Source organism: Caballeronia insecticola (genome assembly GCF_000402035.1).
Taxonomy (GTDB): domain Bacteria; phylum Pseudomonadota; class Gammaproteobacteria; order Burkholderiales; family Burkholderiaceae; genus Caballeronia; species Caballeronia insecticola.
This window is the reverse complement of the sequence record NC_021294.1, coordinates 1,023,005-1,048,644: the sequence shown is the minus strand read 5'-3', so window position 1 is coordinate 1,048,644 and position 25,640 is coordinate 1,023,005. Positions and strand designations below refer to the sequence as shown.

At 65.3% G+C, this 25,640-nt stretch carries 19 protein-coding genes; 11 read left to right on the top strand and 8 right to left on the bottom strand.

Annotated elements, in window-relative coordinates; genetic code table 11:
• Positions 1–14 precede the first annotated feature (14 nt).
• The 5 genes from BRPE64_RS18945 to BRPE64_RS18925 form a co-directional block, all read right to left on the bottom strand.
• The gene (locus BRPE64_RS18945) at positions 15–389 is read right to left on the bottom strand and encodes a CpaD family pilus assembly lipoprotein (RefSeq protein WP_016355131.1); all 375 of its coding nucleotides are present in this window, start codon (positions 387–389) and stop codon (positions 15–17) included.
• A 7-nt stretch (positions 390–396) separates the two neighbouring features.
• Entirely contained in the window at positions 397–1,794 is a 1,398-nt protein-coding gene (locus BRPE64_RS18940; protein ID WP_051180502.1) for a type II and III secretion system protein family protein, read from the bottom strand.
• A gap of 160 nt (positions 1,795–1,954) precedes the next feature.
• Positions 1,955–2,908, bottom strand: coding sequence for a Flp pilus assembly protein CpaB (gene cpaB / locus BRPE64_RS18935; RefSeq protein WP_016355129.1), 954 nt, complete (start codon positions 2,906–2,908; stop codon positions 1,955–1,957).
• 12 nt (positions 2,909–2,920) lie between these two features.
• A complete protein-coding gene (locus BRPE64_RS18930) occupies positions 2,921–3,430 on the bottom strand; it encodes an A24 family peptidase (protein ID WP_016355128.1) in 510 nt (169 codons plus the stop codon).
• A 73-nt stretch (positions 3,431–3,503) separates the two neighbouring features.
• Positions 3,504–3,680, bottom strand: coding sequence for a Flp family type IVb pilin (locus BRPE64_RS18925; RefSeq protein WP_016355127.1), 177 nt, complete (start codon positions 3,678–3,680; stop codon positions 3,504–3,506).
• 377 nt (positions 3,681–4,057) lie between these two features.
• Between BRPE64_RS18925 and BRPE64_RS18920 the strand changes: the two genes are divergently transcribed.
• Positions 4,058–4,570 (top strand): DUF6496 domain-containing protein, encoded by a 513-nt coding sequence (locus BRPE64_RS18920; protein ID WP_016355126.1) that lies wholly within the window; start codon positions 4,058–4,060, stop codon positions 4,568–4,570.
• Here BRPE64_RS18920 and BRPE64_RS18915 read toward each other — a convergent pair.
• On the bottom strand, positions 4,555–5,478 hold the full coding sequence (locus BRPE64_RS18915) for a LysR family transcriptional regulator (protein WP_016355125.1): 924 nt from the start codon (positions 5,476–5,478) through the stop codon (positions 4,555–4,557). The genes BRPE64_RS18920 and BRPE64_RS18915 overlap by 16 nt on opposite strands.
• Positions 5,479–5,582: 104 nt before the next feature.
• On the opposite strand from BRPE64_RS18915, the gene BRPE64_RS18910 reads away from it, so the two are divergent.
• Together BRPE64_RS18910 and BRPE64_RS18905 are read left to right on the top strand one after the other, a co-directional pair.
• Positions 5,583–6,353 (top strand): transporter substrate-binding domain-containing protein, encoded by a 771-nt coding sequence (locus tag BRPE64_RS18910; protein ID WP_016355124.1) that lies wholly within the window; start codon positions 5,583–5,585, stop codon positions 6,351–6,353.
• Positions 6,354–6,363: 10 nt separating this feature from the next.
• Positions 6,364–7,500: a succinylglutamate desuccinylase/aspartoacylase family protein gene (locus tag BRPE64_RS18905; protein ID WP_016355123.1), complete on the top strand. Its 1,137-nt coding sequence runs from the start codon at positions 6,364–6,366 to the stop codon at positions 7,498–7,500.
• 4 nt (positions 7,501–7,504) lie between these two features.
• Here the strand turns inward: BRPE64_RS18905 and BRPE64_RS18900 are convergent, their stop codons facing one another.
• Positions 7,505–8,572 carry a tartrate dehydrogenase gene (locus BRPE64_RS18900; protein ID WP_016355122.1) on the bottom strand — a complete coding sequence of 356 codons (1,068 nt, stop codon included), beginning with the start codon at positions 8,570–8,572 and terminating at the stop codon, positions 7,505–7,507.
• 120 nt (positions 8,573–8,692) lie between these two features.
• On the opposite strand from BRPE64_RS18900, the gene BRPE64_RS18895 reads away from it, so the two are divergent.
• The 8 genes from BRPE64_RS18895 to BRPE64_RS18860 all read left to right on the top strand — a co-directional run bounded on the left by BRPE64_RS18895 (position 8,693) and on the right by BRPE64_RS18860 (position 23,256).
• Positions 8,693–9,589 carry an alpha/beta fold hydrolase gene (locus BRPE64_RS18895; RefSeq protein WP_016355121.1) on the top strand — a complete coding sequence of 299 codons (897 nt, stop codon included), beginning with the start codon at positions 8,693–8,695 and terminating at the stop codon, positions 9,587–9,589.
• Positions 9,590–9,805: 216 nt separating this feature from the next.
• Entirely contained in the window at positions 9,806–15,646 is a 5,841-nt protein-coding gene (gene uvrA / locus BRPE64_RS18890) for an excinuclease ABC subunit UvrA (RefSeq protein ID WP_016355119.1), read from the top strand.
• On the top strand, positions 15,636–16,070 hold the full coding sequence (locus BRPE64_RS18885) for an ACT domain-containing protein (protein ID WP_016355118.1): 435 nt from the start codon (positions 15,636–15,638) through the stop codon (positions 16,068–16,070). Before uvrA ends, BRPE64_RS18885 begins: the two co-directional genes overlap by 11 nt.
• On the top strand, positions 16,071–17,375 hold the full coding sequence (locus BRPE64_RS18880; RefSeq protein ID WP_016355117.1) for a DUF445 domain-containing protein: 1,305 nt from the start codon (positions 16,071–16,073) through the stop codon (positions 17,373–17,375). It abuts the gene before it with no gap.
• A 102-nt stretch (positions 17,376–17,477) separates the two neighbouring features.
• The gene (locus BRPE64_RS18875) at positions 17,478–17,954 is read left to right on the top strand and encodes a nuclear transport factor 2 family protein (protein ID WP_016355116.1); all 477 of its coding nucleotides are present in this window, start codon (positions 17,478–17,480) and stop codon (positions 17,952–17,954) included.
• Positions 17,951–19,894: an amylo-alpha-1,6-glucosidase gene (locus tag BRPE64_RS18870; RefSeq protein WP_016355115.1), complete on the top strand. Its 1,944-nt coding sequence runs from the start codon at positions 17,951–17,953 to the stop codon at positions 19,892–19,894. The genes BRPE64_RS18875 and BRPE64_RS18870 overlap by 4 nt, the downstream gene beginning before the upstream one ends.
• A 129-nt stretch (positions 19,895–20,023) precedes the next feature.
• Positions 20,024–22,762, top strand: coding sequence for an MGH1-like glycoside hydrolase domain-containing protein (locus BRPE64_RS18865; protein ID WP_016355114.1), 2,739 nt, complete (start codon positions 20,024–20,026; stop codon positions 22,760–22,762).
• Between the two features lie 152 nt (positions 22,763–22,914).
• The gene (locus tag BRPE64_RS18860) at positions 22,915–23,256 is read left to right on the top strand and encodes a hypothetical protein (protein ID WP_016355113.1); all 342 of its coding nucleotides are present in this window, start codon (positions 22,915–22,917) and stop codon (positions 23,254–23,256) included.
• Here the strand turns inward: BRPE64_RS18860 and BRPE64_RS18855 are convergent.
• Positions 23,238–25,550 carry an FdhF/YdeP family oxidoreductase gene (locus tag BRPE64_RS18855; RefSeq protein ID WP_016355112.1) on the bottom strand — a complete coding sequence of 771 codons (2,313 nt, stop codon included), beginning with the start codon at positions 25,548–25,550 and terminating at the stop codon, positions 23,238–23,240. The two genes, BRPE64_RS18860 and BRPE64_RS18855, sit on opposite strands and share 19 nt — an antisense overlap.
• Positions 25,551–25,640: the final 90 nt, after the last annotated feature.

Below are 25,640 nucleotides of genomic sequence, written 5' to 3'. Positions count from 1 at the left end.
TGTGGCGCGTTGCATCACTTGCTGTCGCGCGAGGTCGATCGGTCGAGCGGGATCACGTGGCCGGTCTCGTAGCGCCGCACCGCGCTTGCCGCGACCGCCGCGTTCGCCGGGCCGAGCGTCTGCGGATGCACGGCGTCTTCGGGACGCGCGAGCTGCGCGGCCAGATTGGTGTAGGTGGCGCAGCCCCATTGCATGCTCGGCCGGCGAATGCCCGCGTCCGTCAAAAGCGACGGGCGCGCGAGCTTGTCGCAGTCGGGCGGCACGGCGGAGATGCCGTCGAAGCCGATCGTCGTTTCGTTCGGCATGTTGCGCGGCGGCTTGAAGCAGCCGCTGGCGGCCACGGCGAACAGGCCGGCTGTGAGAAGCGAAAGCAGTCGAGTGTGTTTCATGACGGGCTCAATAAACGTAGCCGGCCGCGCCGACGAGACGCGGCTGTCCGGCCTCAGGCGGCGCGCCGCCGTTCTGGCGCCGGAAGCTGTATTCGACATCGCTCGACGGCGAGATCAGCGAATCGAGCGGCGTGCGCAGTTTCGACGGATCGGTCGGTTCGACCAGATACGGCGTAACCATGATCACGAGCTCCGTTTTGTTGTTCTGGTAGTTCGTCGACGAGAACAGCTTGCCGAGCACCGGAATCGAGCCCAGTCCCGGCACCTGCGAAACGACGTCGCTGGTATTGCTTTGCAAGAGGCCGCCGATCGCGAAGCTCTGGCCGCTCGCGAGTTCGACGGTCGTATCCGCGCGGCGCACCGACAGGCCCGGCACCGTGACGCCGCCGGTCGTGACGCTCGCGGTCGTATCGATCTGGCTGACTTCCGGGCGCACCTTCAGGCTGATGCGGCGATCGTTCATCACGGTCGGCGTGAAATCGAGCTTGACGCCGAACTGCTTGAACTCGACCGTGATCGCGCCGTTGGTCTGCGAGACCGGAATCGGGAACTCGCCGCCCGCGAGAAAGCTCGCCGTCTGGCCCGACAGCGCGACGAGATTCGGCTCGGCGAGCACCGTGAGCAGGCCTTCCTGGTTCAGCGCATCGACGAGGGCGCGAATGTCGACGTTATTCGTCTTGAAGGCGCCGAAAATCGAATAGGCGTTGTTGGTCGGCAGGTTGACCGGATAGGTCACGGCGCCGTTCGCGCCCGTGATCGGCTGATTCAGGTTGTAGATCGCGCGGCCGCTGAAGATGCCGCTATAGAAGTTGCCGACCGCGTTACCCATCGCCTGCCAGTTGATGCCGAGCTGCTGCGTGACGTTGCGATCCACTTCCGTGATGCGCACGCGCAACTGCACTTGCAGCGGGCGGTCGATCGTCATGCGGTTGACGAGCACTTCCTTCTCGGCGAGATAGGGCGTGACCGCCTGCACGATAGCGTCGGCGTCCGCCGAACTCGACGCCTGGCCGCTCAGCATCAGCGTGCCCTGGCCCGTGGCGACCTGCACGTTCGTATTCGGGAAGCGCGCTGCGAGCATGCTGCGCAGCGTGATCATGTCGCGCGAAATGACTATGGTGCGCTGCACGAGCGGGCGGTTGTTGGCGCCGAGCACGTAGAGCGTCGTCGAGCCGGTTTTCTTGCCGAGCACGAACACCGCGCGGGGCGAAGGCACGTGTACGTCGGCGACGGCCGGATCGGCGACGAACACCGACACGACGTTTTCGTTGAGCTGCAACATCGTGCCCTTGCCGGCATCGAGCACGAGCGGGCTTTGCGGCGCGGCGGGAAGCATCGCGGCATTGGCTGCGTTCGCTGCGTTCGTCGCATGAACGGGCGAGGCCGCGCCGGCATGCGGCGGCATCTTCGCGGGCGGCGCGGCGTGAGCGGCGGCGCATGCGACGAGCGCCGCGATACCACCCGGGATACGACCCGGCATACGACCCGCGATACGGCTCCAACTGAACTGCGTTTTCATGAATGTGAATCCTGGCGATGGCGCGCGTTCGAACTTGGGCACGGGGTCAACGCTCCGCGGGCACGGAGGGCAGCGGCGGAACGCCCTGGGCCGGCGCGCCCGCCTGCGCGACGCTCGACGTATCCGACTTCTCGGAACCGCGGTAAATGGTCACGACGCGCGGCATCGCGGGCGCGGCGCTTGGCGCGCCGGTCTGAACCGGATGCGCGCGCGGCAGATCGCGCACGGCGCGTGAAATGTCGCCGGCCCAGATGGGCTTGCGCTCGGGCGCCGATGCGCCCATGGGCGCTGCCGGATCGCGGCTGACGGTCGCGAAGCTGCGCAGCGCCAGCGACAGGCTGCCGAGCCGCGCCGCGACCGCGACGACTTCGCCCATGCGCGGCGTGACTTCGAGCGTCACGGTGCGGGCGCGCACTACGGCGACATCGGCGTCGCCGCCGCTGTTATTGGGCCGCTTGATTTCGGAGCCGACGGCGAGCACACGCACGTGCTCGACCACCGTTTCGCTCGACACGGCGAGTTCGGGGGAATCGGTGCGGCGGTCCATCTGCTGGGTGAGCAGCAGGTCGACATAATCGCCCGGCTGGATCAGGCCGGCGTTGCCGGATACATCGTCGACGGCGACCGAGACCGCGCGCATGTCGGGCTTGAGCGTGGCGGCGAGGAAGCCGGGGGCGCTCGGCAGAAAGACGTCGTCGGAGACGAGCACGGTGCCGCTCGTGACGGGATGGCGCAGCAGCGCGCCCTTGAGGTCCGGCGCTTCCGCCACGCCCGCGACGATGGCGTTCGGCGGCACTTGCGCTTTCGGAATCTCCTTCCAGGCGAGATCCTCGTCGCGCAGCAACAGACCCTGCGGCAGGTTCGCCGCGCTCACCAGCACTTTATCGCTCGTCTCGGCGGGCTTCGACGGGCGCGACGCGCTCGCGACCACCACACGCACGATCAGCGCGATCAGAAGCGCGCCGACCAGCAGTACGGCAAATTTGATGATATTGGACATAGGGACGCCGTCCTATCGCGTCGGGATGAGGTGCAGCAGGGCAGGCAGCACGATGACGAGGCCGCCGCCGAAGGCAAGCGCCACGCCGTACGGAACGCCGCGTGCCGCGGAGAACATCGCGAGCGCGCGCAGCGGCACGAAGCGCTGAGACGGATTCATGTTGCGGGTGGCGAGACTCACGAGCGACACCACGGTCCCGATCACCGAGACGAGTGTCAGCGTGGCGAGCGAAAGACCGAAGCCCACCCACAGGAAGATGACGGATGCGAGCTTGGCATCGCCGCCGCCGAGCATTTTCGTGACGAACAACACCAGGCAGACGAGAAACACGATGACCGCGAGCAGCAGATGCGAGACGAGATCGTCGAGCGACATGCCGGTGACGAGTGCATCGAGGAAAAACAGTGCGCCGATCGTGAGGACGATGCTCGTCGGCAGACGCCGGGTGCGCACGTCGCTGACGGCGAGCCACAGCAGGGCGCCCAGCACGGCAAGACGAATGACGAGAGACAGTACGGTCACGATAAGCTCGATTCGGGTTAAGGCGGTTCGAGGTCCGGGCGTTGACGACCCGGACCTTGAGGGCTCGGAATGCTTAGCCCGCCGCGTTCTTCACTTTGGTGGTCAGATTCGTGAAGATGGATTGCATGTTGGTGCTGAAAGCCGTACCGACGGCCACCAGCGCGACCACGACGATGCCGGCGAGAATGGCGTATTCCATGGCGCTGACGCCACGTTCGTCGCGCACGAATGCCTTGAGAACTTTCTGCATGTTGCTTCCTTGATGAGTGAGGGTTGGGTTTGCAGTGCCAGCGGGGAAGTGCTTACCTGTTTCGATCATATCCACGGCGGCCCCAGCCAAACGCAAGAACAAGAGGCAAAACAGGCCTCAATTAGAGCGACCCGGGTGCTATGGATAAGCGCGTTAACGGCAGACCTTTGGGATGCTTTAACCGATTCGCACAAATATTCGCGAGTTCGGCGATATCGCCGGGAGCCTTGTGTCGCGGGACTCTGGCGCAGACTGTTAAGCATCGCTTACGCATTTGAAACGTTGTCGCAAGCTGGCCAAACGTTTGCCGAGCGATGATGCGGGCACGTGCGTTGCTCGCCTTATCGACGTAGGTCCACTTCATACGGAGGTCCGACATGCCTGAAAAGCAAACCCTCGAGCGCGCGACGAAAGCGAAGCGCGCCGGCAAGTCCCCGAGCACGCAGGCGGGCGCATTCGTGAAGGAACAGATCGATCACATTCGCGAAGGCAAGCACGGCGCGAAGTCGGCGAAGCAGGCCATCGCGATCGGGCTGTCGGAGGCGCGTCGTTCCGGCGTGAAGATGAAGTCGCCCAAGAAGGGCACGGCGTCCGAGGCGACGCGCAAGAAAGCCGCGCAGGACACGAAGGCCGCGCATCGCACGAAGAAGAGCCCGAGCACCGAGTCGAAGGCGAAGCGTTCCGCCGCATCGACGCGCGCGCTGAAACGCGAGAGCACGAAGGCGGCGTCGCCCAAGGCGCTGTCGCGGCAGTCGCATGCAGCCGCGAGCCGGCGTTCTGCCGCGGACCGCTCAGCCGCCGCGAAGAAGGGCTGGGCGACGCGCCGCGCGCGTGCGGCCACTGCGTCGAAGGGATCGCAAGGCTCGCGCGCCCGTCACGCGTCGCGCTGAGCGGGCAGCATTCGCGCGAACGAAACGGCCATCGTCGCGAGTTCCTGCGCGGCGGGCGTGAGCGGCACGCCCGCGCGCCGCAGCAGGCAGACCGGCGTCCTCGCGGCCTGCTCGACGATCGGCACGACCGCGACGTGCTCGCGGAAAAACGGATGGCCGGCGAGGCCCGCGGGTTCCAGCCCGAGATAGTCGCCGGCCGCGATGCAGTGCAGCGTGTCGAACACGGCTTCGGTCGTCGCGGCGATGCGCGGCGGCGCGAGTTGCGCTGCATCGAACAGCATCGAAAGCTTGTTGTGCGCGGCGCCGCCGCCGCGCTGACGCGTGCTGACCCACTGCGCATCCTGCAAATCCGCAAGCGTGCGGGCGCGTTCGAGCGGATGACCGCGCCGGGCAATCACGGCGACATCGGAATCGAAGAGCCGCATCGTTTCCATATCGTGGATGTCGGCGTCCGGCGGGGTCAGCGCGAGCGCGAAGTCGAGGCTGCCGTCGCGAACCCACGATGTCAGTACGCGTGAGGTCGCGCTCGTCAGATGCACGTCGATGCGCGGACAGCGTTCGCGATAGCTTTCGAGCAGCGCGGGAAAGAGCCGCATCGTCGCTTCCGCCGCCAGTCCGAGCGAGACGCGCCCCGTCAGTTCGCCGCGCAGCTGGCGCATTTCGTCTTCCGTCTTGCGGCACTCCCCGAGAATCAGGTCCGCGCGCATACGCAGCCGCTCGCCGATGGCCGTGAGACGCGCGCCGCGCACATCGCGCTCGAAAAGCGGACCGCCCGCCTGCGCCTCCAGCCTGCGCAATTGCTGCGTGATGCCGCTCTGCGCGACATCGAGCCGCCGCGCCGCCGCCCGCAGGCTGCCGGATTCCGCGACGGCGACGAACATGCGCAACTGCGTCAGCGTGAGTTCCACGATATCGAGCGATCAGTAAAAGTGATCATGATAAGCAAAGTGCGTCTTTTTGTGAGCGTTTTGACTTCGTACTATCGACGCTCGACCTTCGGACTCTCGCGCCCATGCTCAAACTCAGCTCTCTCCTGTTCGCGGCCGCGCTGGCCGCCGCCGCGCCGGTTCACGCTAAAGACGCCGATACGTTGCGGCTCGGCATCGACCCCGGTTATCCGCCGATGGACGTTAAAACGCCCGACGGCCACGTCGCGGGTTTCGACGTCGATCTCGGCGATGAAATCTGTCGCCGCATCGCAATGCATTGCCAGTGGGTCGAGCTCGAATTCTCGGGGATGATTCCCGCGCTTCAGGCGCGCAAGATCGACGGAATCATGTCGTCGATGGCGATCACCGACAAGCGCATGAAGCAGATCGCGTTCTCCACCAAGCTCTTTCAGTTCCGCTCGCGCCTGATCGCGAAGCCAAGCGCGGCGCTGAAGGCGAGCGCGGACGGCTTGCGCGGCAAGCGTGTCGGCGTGCAGAGCGGCAGCCAGTTCGAAACCTGTGCGATGAAAAACTGGCAGCCGGGCGGCGTCGAAGTGGTCGCGTATCAGAGCCAGGAGGGCGTGTTCAACGATCTCGTCGCGGGACGCCTCGACGCAGCGCTGCTCGGCTCGGTGGAAGCGGAGCACGGCTTTCTGAAGACCTCGCGCGGCACGGGCTTCGCGTTCGTCGGCGAGCCGCTTTCGATGGGCGATCACGGCGTCGGCATGGGCTTGCGGCAGGACGACACGCAGCTCAAATCCAAAGTGGACAAGGCCGTGAAGGACATGCGCGCGGACGGCACGTATCAGAAGATCGCGCGCAAGTATTTCGATTTCGACGTCTACGGCGAGTGAGGAATCATCGATGCTGACCCAACGCCATTCACTCGTCTCGACAACGCTCGGCACTTCGCGCGAGCTTGTCAGCTTTCATTTCGGCAACGCAGGCAACGCACACGCCGGGCGCGAAAAGGTCTACGTGCAGGCGTCGCTGCACGCCGACGAAACCCCCGCGATGCTCACCGCGTGGACGCTCAAACAGCGCCTGGCCGCGCTCGAAGCCGAAGGCCGCATGCGCGGCGAAGTCGTGCTCGTGCCGGTGGCGAATCCGATCGGTTTGTCGCAGCATGTGCTCGGTCAGTTTCTCGGCCGCTTCGAGGCGAACAGCGGACACAACTTCAACCGCAACTTTCCGCTGCCGTCGGCCGCCGCGCTGATCGAGCGCGCGGGCGGGCGCTTCTCATCCGCCGATGCCGCGCACAACGCGCGCGTGTTGCGTGCCGCGCTCGTCGAACTGCTCGGCGAAACGACCGCGAAGAACGAGTTCGAATCGCTGCGGCTGACGTTGCTCACGCTCGCGTCGGCAGCGGATGTCGTGCTCGATCTGCACTGCTCGCTCGAAGCGACGATGCACATCTACACCAGCCCCGCGAGCTGGCCCGCGATCGAGCCGCTTGCGCGCCATCTCCACGCGAACGGCGTGCTGCTTGCAAGCGATTCCGGCGGCCAGTCCTTCGACGAAGTGCACGCGCTTCTGTGGAACGAAGTGCGCGGGCGTCTCGGCGACGGCATTCCGCTCGGCGCGCCGAACATTGCGGCGACGATCGAGCATCGCGGCCAGCGCGACGTCGATTACGACACGGCCGCGCACGATGCCGATGCCATCGTCGAATATCTGATTGCGCGCGGTGTGATCGACGGCAACGCGCAGGACGCGCCGCCGCTCGCGCAGCCCGCCACGCCGCTCGCGGGCAGCCAGCAACTGACGGCGCCGGTGAGCGGGATCGTCGTGTATCGGGCGAAGGTGGGCGCGCGGCTGAAAGCGGGCGACGCGGTGTTCGATATCGTCGATCCGCTGACCGACGCGGTCACGACCGTCACCACGAGCAACGACGGCGTGTTCTACATGCGCCGCGCGATTCGCTTCGTCTACGCTGGCGCGCCGATGGGCCGCGTGACGGGCGAAACGCCGATCAGAAGCGGCGTGCTGATCGGCGCATAAAACCTCAGGCGAGGCGTCGTGCGATCGCTTCGCCCACTTCGGCGGTGTTCGCGCGGCCGCCCAGATCGCCGGTATGCGGGCCTTCCTTCAGCACGCTTTCGATGGCGGCAAGCATCGCATCGTGCGCGGCGCGTTCGCCTAAGAAGTCGAGCATCATCGCGGCGGACCAGATCATCGCGATCGGATTGGCGATGCCTTTTCCCGCGATATCCGGCGCCGAGCCATGCACCGGCTCGAACAGCGACGGGAAGTTGCGCTCCGGATTCATGTTCGCCGACGGCGCGATGCCGATCGTGCCCGTGCATGCGGGGCCGAGGTCCGACAGAATGTCGCCGAACAAATTGGTCGCGACGACCACATCGAAGCGATCCGGATTGAGCACGAAACGCGCGCACAGAATGTCGATGTGCTGCTTGTCCCATTCGATATCCGGATACTGCTGCGCGATTTCCGCGGCACGCGCGTCCCACCACGGCATGCTGATCGAAATGCCATTGCTCTTGGTCGCGACGGTGAGCGTTTTCTTGCGGCGCTGCGCGAGATCGAACGCGAACTTCAGCACGCGTTCCGCGCCGTGACGCGTGAAGATCGACGTCTGCGACACGAACTCGCGCTCGGTGCCTTCGAACATCACGCCGCCGACCGACGAGTACTCGCCTTCAGTGTTCTCGCGCACGATCATGAAGTCGATGTCGCCCGCGCGGCGATTGGCCAGAGGCGAAGGCACGCCGTCGAAAAGACGCGCGGGCCGCAGGTTGATGTATTGATCGAACTCGCGGCGGAACTTGAGCAGCGAGCCCCACAGCGAAATATGATCGGGCACTGTCTGCGGCCAGCCGACCGCGCCGAACAGAATCGCGTCGGCGTTCTGTAGTTGCGCTTTCCAGTCGTCGGGCATCATCTGGCCGTGCTTTGCGTAGTAGTCGCAACTCGCCCATTCGATATGCGTGTATTCGAGCGCGATGCCGAAGCGCTTGCTGACGGCATCGAGCGCGCGCAAGGCTTCGGGCATCACTTCACGGCCGATGCCGTCGCCGGGAATCACGGCGATGCGGTATGCATTGCGGGTCATGCGTGTCTCCTGTGAGTCCGTGTAACGCGAGTGGAACGGCGATTATTTCATCGATCGCCATGCCGAGCGCGTGTCTTGCATGCTCGCTAGAATGACTTTTCTCTTTTCGAGGAGCCCGCCATGCTCGACTTCGGACGCCATGCGCGCACGCCGACGCTCGATATCGCCTACGCCGATGCCGGTCCCGCTGACGGTCCCGTCGTGATCCTGCTGCACGGCTGGCCCGACGCCGCGCGCGCGTGGAACGCAGTGGCCGCGCGGCTCAACGCGGCGGGCTATCGCACTGTCGTGCCCGAACTGCGCGGCGCGGGCGGCACGCGCTTTCTCTCCGCCGACACCGTGCGCGACGGCTCGGGCGTCGCGCTGGCGAACGATGCTGTCGATCTCGCGGATGCGCTGGGCATCGCAAAGTTCGATGTCGTCGGCCACGACTGGGGCGCGCGCGCCGCGTACACGATCGCCACACTGTTTCCCGAGCGCGTGCGCCGCATGGCCGCGCTCGCGCTGGCGTATCAGCCGCGCGGCGCGTTCGAACTGCCCGATTTTTCGCAGGCGCGGCGCTTCTGGTACCAGTGGTTCATGTCGCTCGATGGCGGCCCGGACGCCGTCGCTGCCGATCCCAAAGGTTTCGCGCGCATTCAGTGGGACACATGGTCGCCGCCCGGCTGGTTCGACGAAGCCGAGTTCGCAACCACCGCGCGCGCCTTCGATAATCCCGACTGGGTGCCGATCACGCTCAACGCTTATCGCCGGCGCTGGCGCGGCGACCAGCCGTCCGATCCGGCGCTCGCGGACCTCTACGCGCGGCTCGCGACCGTTGATCGCATCGATGTGCCTGCGCTCATGATCCAGGGCGGCGCGGATTCATGCGACGAACCGGCAAGTTCGGAAGGACTGGAAGAACATTTCACGGCGGGTTATAGGCGCGTGGTGATCGACGGCGCGGGGCATTTTCCGCTGCGTGAGGCGCCTAACGCCGTCGCGGACGCGGTGATCGCGCATCTGAAGTCAGCGTGAAAGAAGCGTGAAAAGAAGCGCGGCCCGGGCGAGCGTCTTGCGTAACGGAAGCGAACAGTCGCATCACCGCTTGTATCACGTTTGGCGACAAATACTGTATGCGTGTACAGTACTGTTCGCTACGGCCGGTGCGCGCCTCCGAACACTCGCGCGACGCCGCCCACGGTCCCGGCAAAACCGGACCTGGCCGCCCAACTCTTTGAACCGGTTGAAAAATTGGCATCGAATAACGCAATCCGCATTCGCGGCGCACGTCAGCACAATCTCAAGAATCTCGATCTCGACCTGCACACCGGCCAGATGACGGTCGTGACCGGCCCGTCCGGTTCCGGCAAGTCGAGCCTCGTGTTCGATACGCTGTATGCCGAAGGCCAGCGCCGCTACGTCGAAACCTTCAGCGCCTACGCGCGCCAGTTTCTCGACCGGATGGACCGCCCGCAGGTCGATCGCGTGGACGGCGTGCCGCCCGCCATTGCCATCGACCAGACGAATCCCGTGCGCAGTTCGCGCTCGACCGTCGGCACGATGACCGAGCTGAACGATCATCTGAAGCTGTTCTATGCGCGCGCCGCCGAACTCTTCGACAAGAAAACCTCGCAGCGCGTGCGCCACGACACGCCCGAGACGATCTACGCCGAACTGCTCGAGCGCACCCGCGCCGGCGATCCGCGTCTCGCGATCACGTTTCCGGTCGAATTGCCCGATACGGCAAGTGACGAAGAAGTCGAACAATGGCTGTCCGCGAGCGGCTACACGCGCGTGCAGGCCAAACGCCATGTGCAGACGGATTCCGGCGCGCGTCAGGTGCTCGATGTCGTCGCGGACCGTTTTCGCCTGCACAACACCGAGCGTTCGCGCGCGCTGGAGGCCATCGAAAGCGCGCTCTTGCGCGGCACGGGCCGCGTGAACATCTACGTGCTGAAGGACGAAGGCGAGCCGGACATCTGGCGCTTTTCGACCGGCCTGCATAGCCCGGAAAGCGATCTGCGCTATGCGGACCCGCAACCGGCGCTGTTCTCGTTCAACTCGGCTTATGGCGCGTGCGAAACGTGCCGGGGCTTCGGCCGCGTGATCGGCGTCGATTACGGGCTTGTCATTCCCGACGAAAGCAAGACGCTGCGCGAAGGCGCGGTCAAAACGCTGCAAACGCCCGCGTGGAAAGAGAATCAGGACGATCTCGTGCGCTACGGCACGAAGGCGGGCATCCGTCTCGGCGTGCCGTGGAACGAGCTGACGCAACAGGAACGCGACTGGGTCATCAAGGGCTCGCCGGACTGGAACGGCAAGTGGCAGAACCAGTGGTACGGCGTGCAGCGCTTCTTCGACTATCTGGAGTCGAAGGCGTACAAGATGCACATTCGCGTGCTGCTGTCGAAATATCGCAGCTATACGACGTGCCCGGTCTGCGCCGGCGCGCGTCTGAAAACCGAATCGCTGCTGTGGCGTCTCGGCACGAAGGAACAGGCGGACGCCGTGCTGTCGCCGTCGAATCGCTTCATGCCGGAGGGCGTCGACTGGACGCGCGCGCAGCTCGAAGCACTGCCGGGCCTGACCGTGCACGATCTGATGCTGATGCCGATCGAGCGCATCCGCCGCTTCTTCGATTCGCTGACGCTGCCGTCCACGCTGCTCGACGAAGCGCTCAAGCTGCTGCACGCCGAAGTGCGCACGCGCCTCAAATATCTCTGCGATGTCGGCCTCGGCTATCTGACACTCGATCGCCAGAGCCGCACGCTCTCGGGCGGCGAAGTGCAGCGCATCAACCTGACGACCGCGCTCGGCACCTCGCTCGTGAACACGCTGTTCGTGCTCGACGAGCCGAGCATCGGGCTGCATCCGCGCGATTTGAACCGCATCGTCGAGGCCATGCACCGGCTGCGTGACGCGGGCAATACGCTCGTCGTCGTGGAGCACGATCCTTCGGTGATGCTCGCGGCGGATCGTCTCATCGACATGGGACCGGGGCCGGGCGAGCGCGGCGGCCAGATCGTCTACGACGGCACGCCCGCCGAGATCCAGAACACCGACACGCTGACCGGCGCCTATCTCGGCGGCCGCAAACATGTCGCGCATGCATCGAACTGGAACCGCCGCGCAGTCGACGACAAAACGCCGCGCCTGACGCTCGAAGGCGCGAGCGATCACAATCTGCAAAACGTCACGGTCGATATTCCGCTGCAACGGCTCGTCTGCGTGACGGGCGTGTCCGGCTCGGGCAAATCGACGCTGATTCAGGACGTGCTCGCGCCCGCGCTGATGCGTCATTTCGGCAAGGCGACCGAGGCGCCCGGCGCGTTTCGCGCGCTGAAGGGCGCGGATCAACTGAGCGATGTGGTGTTCGTCGATCAGTCGCCGATCGGCCGCACGGCGCGCTCGAATCCGGCGAGCTATGTCGGCGCGTTCGACGAAATCCGCAAGCTCTACGCGAAGGCGCCGCTCGCGTTGCAGCGCGGCTATAGCGCGAGCATGTTCAGCTTCAATTCCGGCGACGGCCGCTGCCCGACGTGCGGCGGTTCAGGCTTCGAGCACGTCGAGATGCAATTCCTGAGCGACGTGTATCTGCGTTGCCCGGATTGCGACGGCCGGCGTTATCGCGCGGAAGTGCTCGAAGTGAAGATCGAGCGCGGCGGGCGTCATCTGAGCGTCGCGGACGTGCTCGAACTGACGGTGAGCGAAGCCGTCGAGTTGTTCGCGGGCGATGCCGAAGTGCTGCGCGTGTTGCAGCCTATCGTCGATGTCGGGCTCGAATACGTGCGTCTTGGCCAGCCGGTGCCGACACTGTCCGGCGGCGAAGCGCAGCGTCTCAAGCTCGCGGGCTTTCTCGCCGAGACCTCGCAGACGAAGAAAAGCAGCAAGGACAGCGAGAAGGAACGCCGTCTCTTCATGTTCGACGAGCCGACCACGGGCCTGCATTTCGACGACATCGCCAAGCTGATGCAGGCGCTGCGGCGTCTGCTGGAACGCGGCCATTCGCTGATCGTCATCGAGCACAACCTCGACGTGATTCGCGCGGCCGACTGGATCATCGATCTCGGTCCGGAAGGCGGCGACGGCGGCGGCCAGGTCGTGTGCGTCGGCACGCCGGATGAAGTCGCCGCGTGCGAGCAGTCGCATACGGGCCGCGCGCTGATCGACTACGACGAAGCGATGCAGCCGGGCGCCGCCGAGAAGCGCGCGGGCGTGCCGCTGCAACTCGCGGCGGAAGTCGCGAGCGCGCGCCGCGCGTTGCAGGGCGAAGATGTGGTGCGCATCGTGAATGCGCGCGAGCACAATCTGAAGTCGCTCGATGTCGATATTCCGCACAACAAATTCAACGTGGTGACGGGCGTGTCCGGCTCGGGCAAGTCGACGCTCGCGTTCGATATCCTCTTTCACGAAGGCCAGCGCCGTTATCTCGAATCGCTGAACGCGTATGCGCGCTCCATCGTGCAGCCGGCGGGGCGTCCGGAAGTCGATGCCGTCTACGGCATTCCGCCGACCGTCGCAATCGAGCAGCGGCTCTCGCGCGGCGGACGCAAATCGACGGTCGCGACCACTTCGGAAGTCTGGCACTTCCTGCGTCTGCTGTACGTGAAGCTCGGCATCCAGCATTGCATCCACGACGGCACGCCGGTGCAGTCGCAAAGCTCGGAGTCGATCGCCGCGCAGATCATGCGCGACTTCAAGGGCCAGCATGTCGGCCTGCTCGCGCCGCTCGTCGTGAACCGCAAGGGCGTGTACACCGATCTCGCGAAATGGGCGAAGGCGCGCGGCAACACGCACTTGCGCGTGGACGGCGAATTTCTGCCCGTAAGCCCGTGGCCGAAGCTCGACCGCTTCCGCGAACATACGATCGAACTGCCGGTCGCCGATCTTGTCGTTTCCGCCGATCACGAAGCCGACCTGCGCCGCCTGCTCGACGAGACGCTCGAAGTCGGCAAGGGCGTGATGCATCTGCTTGCGCCGCTCGACGATCTGCACGGTTCGTGGCAGGGCGGCGCGCGTCGCGGCAAGGAAGAAACGCGCGTGTTTTCGACCAAGCGCGCGTGCCCGGTGTGCGGCACGAGTTATCCCGAACTCGATCCGCGCATGTTCTCGTACAACAGCAAGCACGGCTGGTGCAACACCTGCGTCGGCACGGGCGTAAAGCTCACGCGCGAGCAGCGCGCCGCCTTCGACGACACGCTCTTCGCGCAGGACGATCGCGGCCGCGAACAGAGCATCGGCTCGGTGGATCAGGAACCGGACGATATCGTCGATCAGCCTTGCCCGGATTGCGAAGGCACGCGCCTGAACGAAGTCGCGCGCGCCGTCACGTTCGGCGATTATCCGATCACGGAAGTCGGACGCTGGACCGTCAGCGACACGCGCGAATGGATCTCGACGCTCAAACTCAAGGGCCGCGACGCGGATATCGCCCGCGACGTGGTCAGTGAAATCGAAGGACGTCTGCAGTTTCTGGAGGAAGTCGGGCTCGGCTACTTGAGCCTCGATCGCGCCGCGCCGACACTCTCCGGCGGCGAAGCGCAGCGCATTCGTCTGGCCGCGCAGCTCGGCAGCAATCTGCAAGGCGTGTGCTACGTGCTCGACGAGCCGACTATCGGCCTGCATCCGCGCGACAACCTGATTCTGCTGTCGGCGCTGCGCAAGCTGAACGACAAGGGCAACACGCTGGTCGTGGTCGAGCACGACGAGGACACCATTCGCCGCGCGGATCACATCATCGATATCGGGCCGGGCGCGGGCAAGCGCGGCGGCACCGTGGTCGCGCAGGGCAACGTGACGGACCTCGCGGCGCACAAGGCGTCGCTGACCGGGCAGTATCTCGCGAATCCGATCGTGCATCCGCTGCAACCGCGCCGCGATGTGCGCCCGGCGACCGCGAAGCGTCCCGCCGTGCCGGAGCAATGGCTGACCGTCGAAGGCGCGACGCTGCACAATCTGCGCAACATCACGGCGAGCGTGCCGCTGAACCGGCTCGTCGCAATCACGGGCGTTTCCGGTTCGGGCAAATCGACGCTCGCGCGCGACGTGCTGATGACCAATCTGCTCGATGCGGTCGGCCGCTCGGTGCTGTCGTCGCCGGCGGTGCGGCGCGCGCGCCGTACTGCGCAAGCCGCCGACACCGGCAAGCCCGCGGCGAAATCGCGTGCCAGCGTGCTCGCGCGCGAAGCGCCTCGGCCGAAGTTCGACGTGACGCACGCGTGGCAGGGCTGCGCGGGCGTCACCGGTTTCGAAGCGATCGACCGCGTGCTCGAAGTCGATCAGACGCCGATCGGCAAGACGCCGCGCTCGTGCCCGGCGACCTACATCGGCATGTGGGACACCATCCGCAAGCTGTTCGCCGACACGCTCGAAGCCCGCGCGCGCGGCTACACGCCGTCGCGCTTTTCCTTCAACACGGGCGAAGGGCGCTGCCCGACGTGCGAAGGCCAGGGCGTGCGCACCATCGCGATGAGCTTCCTGCCCGACGTAAAAGTGCCGTGCGACGTCTGCCACGGCCAGCGCTTCAATCCGGAAACGCTCGCGGTGACGTGGCGCGGCAAGAACATCGGCGAAGTGCTGACGATGGAAATCGACGAAGCCGTCGAGTTCTTCTCGGCGATGCAGAGCATCGCGCATCCGCTGCAATTGCTGCGCGACGTCGGCCTGGGTTATCTGACGCTCGGCCAGCCGTCGCCGACGCTCTCGGGCGGCGAGGCGCAGCGCATCAAGCTCGTCACAGAATTGTCGAAGGTTCGCGATGACGTCACGCGGCGCGGCCAGAAGCCGCCGCACACGCTCTATGTGCTCGACGAACCGACGGTCGGCCTGCACATGGCGGACGTGGCCAAGCTGATTCGCGTGCTGCACCGGCTGGTGGACGGCGGACATAGCGTGATCGTCATCGAACACGATCTCGATGTGATCGCCGAAGCCGACTGGGTGCTCGATCTCGGCCCGGAAGGCGGCGTGAACGGCGGCACGATCGTCGCGGCGGCGGACCCGGACACGCTCGCGATGCATCCGCGCAGCCATACGGGCGCGGCGCTGCGGCCGGTTTTGGGACGTACGCGCGAGGCCGAAAATGCTGCGTGATCTCGATACGCTGATCGCGTCGATGGAGCCGGAGCTGCAGCCGGGCGTGTATGTGTTCGCATCGCTGCCGCACGACGCGGCGCCGAGCGGTGCGGATATCGTCGCGACGTTTCGCGAACGCGAAGGCATGACTGTCGTGATGGAGGAAGGCGCGGCGCGGGCGGCGGCCATCCCGCCGCTGTTTCGCGCGGCATGGATCACGCTGACCGTGCATTCGGACCTGAACGCGGTCGGTCTGACGGCCGCGTTCGCGCGTGCGCTCGGCGAGGCGAGCATTAGCTGCAATGTGATCGCGGCGGCGTATCACGATCACATCTTCGTACCCGCCGATGACGCCACACGCGCCATGGAAGCGCTCGCCGCGTTGCAGCGCGCGGCGGCTGCTATGCTGTCGGCCTCTTCGAAACAGCAGAGCAAAAAATAGATGGAAACGCTGGAAAAAGCGCAGGACACAGCGCAGGACAAAGCCGTCGCGCTCAGGCGCATGAAGTGGTTCGCCGCCGCGCTGCTCGTCGCGGCCGGCGGGTTGTTCGTGCTCGCGAAAAGTCAGCACGATGCGGGCGCGTGGGCGTGGGTCGCGTCGTTCGCGGAAGCCGCGATGGTCGGCGCGCTCGCGGATTGGTTCGCGGTCGTCGCGCTGTTCCGCCATCCGCTCGGCGTGCCGATTCCTCACACGGCAATCCTTCCCGCCAACAAGGCGCGCGTCGCCGACAATCTGGCGGTCTTCGTGCGCGACCGCTTCCTCGGCACGGATGCGCTCGTCGCGCGCGTGAACGCGTTCGATCCGGCAAGCCGTCTGTCGGCGTGGCTCGCCGAGCCGAAGAATGCCGAGCTGCTGGGCAGGAAGGCGGTGACGGCGGTAGGCCAGTTGCTGTCTTTCGTCGACGACGAGCGCGTCAAGACTATGCTCTACGAGACCTTGCGCCGGCGCGCGGACACCTTCGATCTGGCGGGCGCGGCGGGCAGCGTGCTGTCCACGTTGACATCGGACCGGCGGCATCAGTTGTTGCTCGACGAAGGCCTGAAGCAGATGGCCGCGTGGCTCGACAAGCCGGAAGTGCAGGAGATGCTCGCGACGCGCATCGTCGCGGTGGCGGGCGAGGAGTATCCGAAGCTCATCGGCATGCTGGGTTTCGTCGGACTGAACGCCGAGGATCTCGGCAACAAGTTCGCGGCGGGCCTCGTGCGCGGCGCGAATCAATGGCTGCACGACATAAGCAGCGATCCGGCGCACGAACGCCGTCAGGCCTTCGATGCGGCGGTCGAGCGCTTTGTCGAGCGCCTCAAAACCGATCCGTCGTTCCGGGCGCGCATCGACGAGCACAAGCGCGAATGGCTCGAACGGCCGGAATTGCGCGACTACGTGAACGGGCTGTGGGACGAGTTCATCGCGTGGCTCGATGCCGATATCCGCCGGCCGGATTCCGCGCTGCACGCGAAGGTCGTGGGCATGGCCGGAAGCTTTGCCGAGGCGCTCGGCAGCGATCCGGCCTTGCGCGATTCGATCAACGAGCACATGCGCGACGCATTGAAGGCGCTCGCGCCGGAGTTGCGCGACGGCATCGCGAAGCATATTGCCGCGACCGTCAAACAATGGGACGACGCGACGCTCGTGCGCGACGTCGAGCTCAATATCGGGCGGGATTTGCAGTTCATCCGCGTGAACGGGACGCTGGTCGGCGGGGCCGTCGGCATTCTGATTCACGCGGTGACGGTGTGGGTGACCTGAGACCGCGCGACGCAGCAGCGGATGTATGATTGCCGGACGAGCGGTCCCCGCAGCAGTGCAATCACGCGAAGCAAGGCCACGAGCGAAGAACGCGCGACCCCCATGCCAAACGCCAACACCGCCCTGATCGAACGCTTCTACAGCGCGTTTCAAAACCGCGACGCGGAATCGATGGCCGCCTGCTACGCCGCCGACATCCTGTTTCAGGACCCCGCCTTCGGCGTGCTGCGCGGCAGGGAAGCCGGCGACATGTGGCGCATGCTGCTCGGGCGCGCGCAGGACTTCACGCTCAGCTACGACGGCGTCAAATCGGTCGGTCAGGTCGCAAGCGCCAACGCCGTCGCGCGCTATACGTATTCGGCGACGGGCAACGTCGTCGTCAATCAGATTCAGGCGCGCTTCGCTATCCGCGACGGCCTCATCGCCGAACATACCGATGTCTTCGATCTCTGGCGCTGGAGCCGTCAAGCGCTCGGCGCGAGCGGCTGGCTGCTCGGCTGGACGCCGCAGATGCAGCGCGCGATCCAGACGAAAGCGCGCCGGGCGCTCAAGGAATATCGCCAGAAACCTGTGTCATGACGCGCATCGAACGCACGGCTGCGGCGGCCATCGACGCCGCGCGTCTCGAAGACGAATGGCTCGAAGCCGATGCCAACGGCGGCTTCGCTTCCGGCACCGTCGGCACGATGCGTACGCGGCGCTATCACGCGCTTCTGCTCGCCGCGACGCAGCCGCCCGCCGGACGCGTCGTGCTGGTGAACGGCGTCGAAGTCTGGCTGGAAGCGAACGGCCAGCGTTTCCCTCTGACGATGCAGTACTACGCCCCCGACGTGCGCTACCCGGATGCATCGGCGAGCCTGCTCTCGTTCGACACCGAGCCGTGGCCGACGTGGCGCTTTGGCATCGGCGGGGAGACGGTCGTCGTGGCGGACGTGTTCGTCGCGCGGGACAGCCGTGAAACCGTGCTGCGCTGGCGTCTCGAAGACGCGGCCGCGCACGGTCTCGAAGCCGCGCGGCTGCAAGTGCGCCCGCTCGTCTCGGGGCGCGACTATCACGCGCTGCATCACGAAAACGCGGCGTTTTCCTTCGATGCCACGCTGGAAGGCGAACGCGTGCACTGGCAGCCTTACGGCGACCGTCCCGTCATTTGCGCGAAGTCGAACGGCGTCTACGAGCACGCGCCCGACTGGTATCGCAATTTCTGCTATGTGCGTGAACGCGAGCGCGGACTCGATTTCACCGAAGACTTGGCGACGCCCGGCGTCTTCAGCTTCGACCTTGCGCGCGCCGACGCCGTGCTGATCCTGCACGCACACACGGAACACGACAAGCCGTCCGAGGAAGGCGCGCTCGCGCACGCGTCGCGGCTTGCGGCGGCGGAAGCTGCACGACGCACGGCGCTGGGCTCGCGGCTCGCGCGTTCGGCGCAGGCCTATGTGGTGAATCGCAACGTGGGACGCACGATCATCGCGGGTTTCCCGTGGTTCACGGACTGGGGCCGCGACACGTTCATCTCGATGCGCGGTCTGCTGCTCGCGTCGGGACGGTATCAGGAAGCGGAGTCGATCCTGCTCGAATGGGCCGACACCATTTCCGAAGGCATGGTGCCGAACCGCTTTCCCGACAGCGGCGGTCTGCCCGAATACAACTCGGTCGATGCCTCGCTGTGGTTCATCGTGGCGGTGCAGGATTTTCTGGCGACGGGCCACGCGCACGCCGCCACGACGAGCCGCCTGCAACACGCCGTCGATTCGATCCTCGACGGCTATTCGCGCGGCACGCGCTTCAACATCGCCGCCGACACCGACGGACTCCTGCGCGCGGGCGTGCCCGGCGTGCAACTGACGTGGATGGACGCGAAGGCGGGCGACTGGGTCGTGACGCCGCGCATCGGCAAGCCGGTGGAGATTCAGGCGCTGTGGATCAACGCGCTGTCGATCGCCTGTACGTGGAGCGCGCGCTGGCAGGATTTGCGCGCCCGGGCGCGGCAGTCGTTTTGTGCGCGCTTCGTCGATCCGCAGACGAACACGCTTTTCGATGTCGTCGACGTGGATCACGAGTTCGGCAAGATCGATCGCGCCATTCGCCCCAATCAGATTTTCGCGGTCGGCGGCCTGCCGTTTCCACTCGTCGATGGCGAAATCGCGCGCGCGGTCGTCGAACAGGTCGAGACGCAACTACTGACGCCGCTCGGCTTGCGCACGCTCGCGCCGTCGGACCCGGCGTACCGTGGGCGTTACGCGGGCGGCGTGCTGGAACGCGACGGCGCGTATCACCAGGGCACCGTGTGGCCGTGGCTGATCGGTCCGTTTGTCGAGGCGTGGGTGCGCGTGCACGGCGCGGCGGGCGTGCGCGAGCGCTTCCTGGCGCCGCTCTATGCGCATCTCGACCGCTACGGCCTCGATCACATCAGCGAGGTCGCCGACGGCGATGCGCCCCACACGCCCGGCGGCACGCCGTTCCAGGCGTGGTCGCTGGCGGAACTGCTGCGCATCGAACGGCTGCTCGACGCGGGCTGAACGCCGCGCGGGCGCGCTGCGCGATGCTTCCGCGAAAACGCGCTAAATTACGACTCTTGCCCGCCGCATCGCGAAGCCGACCCCAAAGCCGGCGCGACACCGGCCGCGCCGCAAAACGAGGAGAGGTCCATGCCGAAATCGCGCCCCGTCAATCAGATCGACACCGTCGAGGGCTCCCGGCTGCACACGACCGACTGCCCGCGCTGGCAGCGCTGGGGTCCGTATCTGAGCGAACGCCAGTGGGGCACGGTGCGCGAGGACTACAGCGAGTTCGGCACCGCCTGGGAATACTTCCCGCACGATCATGCACGCAGCCGCGCGTATCGCTGGGGCGAGGACGGCCTGGCCGGTTTCGGCGACACGAGCCTCAACTGGTGCGTGTCGCTCGCGCTGTGGAACGGCTGCGATCCGATCATCAAGGAACGCCTCTTCGGTCTGACGAACGAGGAAGGCAATCACGGCGAGGACGTGAAGGAACTGTACTTCTACGTCGACGGCACGCCGACCCATTCCTACATGCGCATGCTCTACAAGTATCCGCATGCGGCGTTTCCGTACGCCGATCTCGTCGATGAAAATGCGCGCCGCAGCGCCGATCTGCCCGAGTACGAAGTGCTCGACACCGGCGTCTTCGACGACGAGCGCTATTTCGACGTCACGGTGGAATACGCGAAGCACACACCCGACGACATCCTGATGCGCGTCACGATCGAGAACCGCGGCGACGTGGCGGCCGCCCTCGACGTGCTGCCGCAGATGTGGGCGCGCAATACCTGGTCGTGGAAGCCGACGCCCGTGAAGCCGTCGCTGAAACTGGAAACGGTCGAGGGCGAGGGCACCTACGTGCTGGCCGAGCAAAGCGGCCACGAACCGATGGTGGTCACCGCATGGACGGCGCATTCGGGCGGCATCGAATGGCTGTTCTGCGAAAACGAGACCAACGTGCGGCGTCTGTTTCGCATGGAAGCCGAGGGTCCGTTCAAGGACGGCTTCAACGATTACATCCTGAATGCCGACGAAAGCGCGATTCGCCGCGATCAGGGCACGCGCTGCGCCGCGCATGTGCGGCTCGAACTCGACGCACACGGCACGGCCGTGGTGTACTTGCGCTGGCGTCCGGAATCCGCGCCGGACGAAGTGCCGCTCGATGCCGACGCCCTGTTCGCGCGCCGCCTGGCCGAAGCCGACGAGTTCTACGGCGCGCTGCAACACGATATCGCCGATGCCGATCAGCGGCTCGTGCAGCGTCAGGCGCTCGCGGGCATGCTGTGGTCGAAGCAGTACTACCAGTTCGATGTCACGCGCTGGCTCGACGGCGATCCGCTCCAGCCGAAGCCGCCGAAGCAGCGGCGTTCGGGGCGCAACGCCGACTGGCGGCATCTGTGCAATGCGGACATCGTATCGATGCCGGACAAGTGGGAATATCCGTGGTACGCGTCGTGGGATCTGGCGTTTCACGCGGCCGCGTTCGCGCTGATCGACCCCGAGTTCGCCAAGCGCCAGTTGCTGCTGCTCGTGAAAGACCGCTATCAGCATCCCAACGGCCAGTTGCCCGCCTACGAATGGGCTTTCGGCGACGCCAATCCGCCCGTACACGCCTGGGCGACGTGGCGTGTCTACGAAATCGACCGCGCGATCACCGGACGCGGCGACCGCGACTTCCTCGAACTCGTGTTCCACAAGCTACTGCTGAATTTCTCGTGGTGGGTCAACCGCAAGGACGCCGACGGCAAGAACATCTTCCAGGGCGGCTTTCTCGGGCTCGACAACATCGGTATCTTCGATCGTTCGTCGCCGCTGCCGACGGGCGGCCACATCGATCAGGCCGACGGCACCGCATGGATGGCCGCGTATGCGCTCGACCTGATGCGCATCGCGCTCGAACTGGCGTATGCGAACAAGGTGTTCATCGACATCGCGGTGAAGTTCTTCGAGCACTTCTTGTACATCGCCGAGGCGGTGAGTTGCGAGGACAACTGCGAGACCGGCCTGTGGGATATGGAGGACGAATTCTTCTATGACAAGCTGCGCCTGCCGGACGGAACCAACGTGCCGATGCGTATCCGCTCGATCGTCGGGCTGATTCCGCTCTTCGCCGTGCACGTGCTGGAGCCGGGCGTGAACCGCTCGCTGCCCGGCCTGCGCGACCGCATGCACTGGTTCCTCGAACATCGCCCGGATCTGGCGCGGCTGGTGTCGCGCTGGAATGTGGCGGGGCAGGGCAACAGCGTGCTGCTGTCACTGTTGCGCGGACATCGCATGAAGGCGCTGCTCAGGCGCATGCTCGACGAAACCGAATTTCTCTCCGATCACGGCGTGCGCGCGCTCTCGCGTGTGCATCTCGACAATCCGTTCGTCTTCTATCACAACAGCGAGAGCTTCAGCATCCAGTACTTGCCGGGCGAGTCGAATTCGGGCGTGTTCGGCGGCAATTCGAACTGGCGCGGGCCCGTGTGGATGCCGGTCAACTTTCTGCTGATCGAATCGATACGCGAGTTTCATCGCTATTACGGCGATGATTTTCGCGTCGAATATCCGACCGGATCGGGCCAGAAGTTTTCGCTCGCGCAGATCGCGGACGAACTTGCGCGCCGCGTGACGACGCTCTTTCTGCTCGACAAGAACGGTGAGCGTCCCGTGATGGGCGCGTATCCGCAACTACAGGCCGATCCGCGCTCGCGCGATCTCGTGCTGTTCCACGAATATTTTCACGGCGACAACGGGCGCGGCGTGGGCGCGTCGCATCAAACGGGCTGGAGCGGGCTCGTCGCGCTGCTGTTGCAGCCGCATGCGACGGGACCCTCGGGCGTGGTGCCGCTCGCCGGCGAAGCCGATGCCGAGATCCAGGAATTTGCTGGCGCCAAATAGTGATTTTGATGATTTGACTGGCAATAGGCAGCTTTGTAGCCGAAAGTCAACGACACTCGCCGAGTGTGTTGTTCGGAATGGTCTGATATCGCGGGATGCTTCCACTGCGTAAGTTTGCATAAGCGCAAACACGAAAACAGTTGGGAGGACATATGAATCATGCGATCAGCGTTTATTCCGTGAGCGGCTACCAGCAGCGAATGGGTGGCTGGGAGCGCGTTCATATCGAACACGAACATTGCCCGCCGTTTGCCCTGGTCTTGCTGGTCATGGCCGTGGCCATGCTGGGCGGCGTGTGGTTCAGCGACTATTGCGGGAGCATTGCTGCCGGCTCGATCGCATGGGTCGCCATTCTTGCGGTGCTCGGCTCGTTCGTTCATCTGCGCTACAGCGGCGCGGCGGCGCTCGAACGGCGCATTCGCCGCCGGCAGAAGTCGCGTCAGGTCATGGCAAGCCGCGTGACCCCGTGCCGCGTCTACGCCGCAATGGCCTGAGCGGCGGACGTGAGCAGCACGGGAATGGACTTCGATGTCGGCGTTCCCGCGCCATCCGCCACTGACGACAACGGCACGAGCGGATTGGTCTCCGGGTAATACGCGCCGAGACAGCCGCGCGGAATGTCGTATTCGACCAGCGTGAAGCCGTTCACGCGCCGCTCGACGCCGTCGTCCCATACGCTCGTGATGTCCACCACATCGCCCGGCTCGAAGCCGAGCATGTCAATGTCCTCGCGGTTCGCGAACAGCACGTGGCGCTGTCCGTACACGCCGCGATAACGGTCGTCGAGACCGTAGATGGTCGTGTTGTACTGATCGTGCGAACGCGTCGTCATGAGCGTCATCAGGCGATCGCCGTGAAGCGCGCGGGCGCGGTGAATTGGCGTGTCGCGCGCGATTTCATGCACGATGAAGCGCGCCTTGCCGCTCGGCGTTTTCCATACGCGATCGCGCGACGCCACGCCGAGATGAAAGCCGCCCGGATGCTTCAGCCGCTCGTTGTAGTTCTCGAAGCCGTCGAGCACTTTCTCGATGCCGTCGCGGATCAGCGAATAATCGTTCGCGTGCGCGAGCCAGTCCACTTTCGATGAACCTAGCGTCGCCTGCGCCATGCGCGCAACGATCGCCACTTCGGAAAGCAGGTTCGGCGAGGCGGGCTTGTTCATGCCGTACGAAATGTGCACCATGCTCATCGAATCCTCGACGGAGACGCCCTGCGAAATGCCGTTCTGCATGTCGATTTCGGTGCGCCCGAGCGTTGGCAGAATGAGCGCGTCGCGGCCATGCACGAGATGGCTGCGGTTGAGTTTCGTCGTGATATGCACGGTGAGATCGCACGAGCGCATCGCGTCCCAGGTGCGCGGCGTGTCGGGCGTCGCGATCGAAAAATTCCCGCCCAGCCCGATAAACACCTTCACCTTGCCTTCGAGCATCGCGTGAATGGTTTCGACGACGTCGTAGCCGTGCTCGCGCGGCGGCTCGAAATCGTACGCGGCGCCAAGACGGTCGAGAAACTCGGGCGTCGGCTTTTCCTCGATGCCCACCGTGCGGTCGCCCTGCACGTTCGAGTGTCCGCGCACCGGGCACAGACCCGCGCCGCGCCGGCCGATATTGCCGCGCATCATCATCAGGTTCGACAGCAACTGGATGGTCGGCACGGAGTTCTTGTGCTGCGTGAGACCCATGCCCCACGTCGAGATCACGGCGCGGCCTCGCGCGTAGATGTCGGCGAGTTTGAGCACGTCGTCGATCGGCACGCCGGATTCTTCGACGATCGCGTCCCAGCTTTCGGCGCGCAGGTCGTCGGCGAAGGCGTCGAAATCGATCGTATGCTGCGCGATGAATTCGACATCGAGCACGCGCTCGCCACCGTTGGCGCGGGCTTCGTCGTCGAGTTCGATCACGCGCTTGGCAACGCCCTTGAGCAACGCGAAATCGCCGCCCACTTTCGGGCGGATAAACACCGAACTGATTTTCACGCCTTTCGGCGAAAGCATGTCGAGCGTGTGCTGCGGGCTCGCAAAGCGTTCGAGCCCGCGTTCCTTCAACGGATTGATCGAGACGATGGTCGCGCCGCGCTTCGCGCAATCGCGCAGTTCGCCGAGCATGCGCGGGTGGTTCGTCGCCGGATTCTGGCCGAACAGCAGGATCGTGTCGGCGTGTTCGAAGTCGTCGAGCGTGACGGTTCCCTTGCCGATGCCGACCGTATGCGGCAAGCCGCGGCTCGTCGCTTCGTGGCACATGTTCGAGCAGTCGGGAAAATTGTTGGTGCCGTACATGCGCACGAACAACTGGTACAGGAACGCGGCTTCGTTGCTCGCACGTCCCGACGTGTAGAACGCGGCGCGGTCCGGATTGTCGAGCTTATTCAGATGCGCGGCGATCAGCTCGAACGCAGCGTCCCAGGCGATTGGCACGTAGCGGTCGCGCGCGGCGTCATAGACGAGCGGGTCGGTCAGGCGGCCGTGCTGCTCCAGTTCGTAGTCCGTCTGCGCCATCAGCGACGTCACGGTATGCGCTTCGAAGAACGCAGGCGTGACGCGCTTGCTGGTCGCTTCGGCGGCGACGGCCTTCACGCCGTTTTCGCAGAACTCGAAGGTCGAGCCGTGCTCGCGGTCCGGCCATGCGCAGCCGGGGCAATCGAAGCCGTCGGGCTGATTCTGCTTGAAGAGTGTCCGGTAATTCCCGCCCGCCACTTTCTCCTTGACGAGATTGATGGCGACCTGCTTCAGCGCGCCCCATCCGGCGGCGGGATGCGTGTACGGTTCGATGCGCGGTTCGGGCTTCTTCATGGCGGCGGTTTCTGCTCAAGCGTGTGATGAGACACAGCGTACTGTGTCCCGAAACGCACGCGGCGCACAGAAAATGCGAAATAAGAGGGA

Excerpts from the sequence above, each read along its gene's own strand:
- BRPE64_RS18880 (WP_016355117.1), top strand. The coding sequence starts at position 16,071 with ATGGAAACGCTGGAAAAAGCGCAGGACACAGCGCAGGACAAAGCCGTC.
- BRPE64_RS18905 (WP_016355123.1), top strand. The coding sequence starts at position 6,364 with ATGCTGACCCAACGCCATTCACTCGTCTCGACAACGCTCGGCACTTCG.
- BRPE64_RS18945 (WP_016355131.1), bottom strand. The coding sequence starts at position 389 with ATGAAACACACTCGACTGCTTTCGCTTCTCACAGCCGGCCTGTTCGCC.
- BRPE64_RS18875 (WP_016355116.1), top strand. The coding sequence starts at position 17,478 with ATGCCAAACGCCAACACCGCCCTGATCGAACGCTTCTACAGCGCGTTT.
- BRPE64_RS18920 (WP_016355126.1), top strand. The coding sequence starts at position 4,058 with ATGCCTGAAAAGCAAACCCTCGAGCGCGCGACGAAAGCGAAGCGCGCC.
- BRPE64_RS18910 (WP_016355124.1), top strand. The coding sequence starts at position 5,583 with ATGCTCAAACTCAGCTCTCTCCTGTTCGCGGCCGCGCTGGCCGCCGCC.
- BRPE64_RS18925 (WP_016355127.1), bottom strand. The coding sequence starts at position 3,680 with ATGCAGAAAGTTCTCAAGGCATTCGTGCGCGACGAACGTGGCGTCAGC.
- cpaB (WP_016355129.1), bottom strand. The coding sequence starts at position 2,908 with ATGTCCAATATCATCAAATTTGCCGTACTGCTGGTCGGCGCGCTTCTG.
- BRPE64_RS18865 (WP_016355114.1), top strand. The coding sequence starts at position 20,024 with ATGCCGAAATCGCGCCCCGTCAATCAGATCGACACCGTCGAGGGCTCC.
- BRPE64_RS18885 (WP_016355118.1), top strand. The coding sequence starts at position 15,636 with ATGCTGCGTGATCTCGATACGCTGATCGCGTCGATGGAGCCGGAGCTG.
- BRPE64_RS18940 (WP_051180502.1), bottom strand. The coding sequence starts at position 1,794 with ATGCCGCCGCATGCCGGCGCGGCCTCGCCCGTTCATGCGACGAACGCA.
- BRPE64_RS18860 (WP_016355113.1), top strand. The coding sequence starts at position 22,915 with ATGAATCATGCGATCAGCGTTTATTCCGTGAGCGGCTACCAGCAGCGA.
- BRPE64_RS18870 (WP_016355115.1), top strand. The coding sequence starts at position 17,951 with ATGACGCGCATCGAACGCACGGCTGCGGCGGCCATCGACGCCGCGCGT.
- BRPE64_RS18855 (WP_016355112.1), bottom strand. The coding sequence starts at position 25,550 with ATGAAGAAGCCCGAACCGCGCATCGAACCGTACACGCATCCCGCCGCC.
- BRPE64_RS18900 (WP_016355122.1), bottom strand. The coding sequence starts at position 8,572 with ATGACCCGCAATGCATACCGCATCGCCGTGATTCCCGGCGACGGCATC.
- BRPE64_RS18895 (WP_016355121.1), top strand. The coding sequence starts at position 8,693 with ATGCTCGACTTCGGACGCCATGCGCGCACGCCGACGCTCGATATCGCC.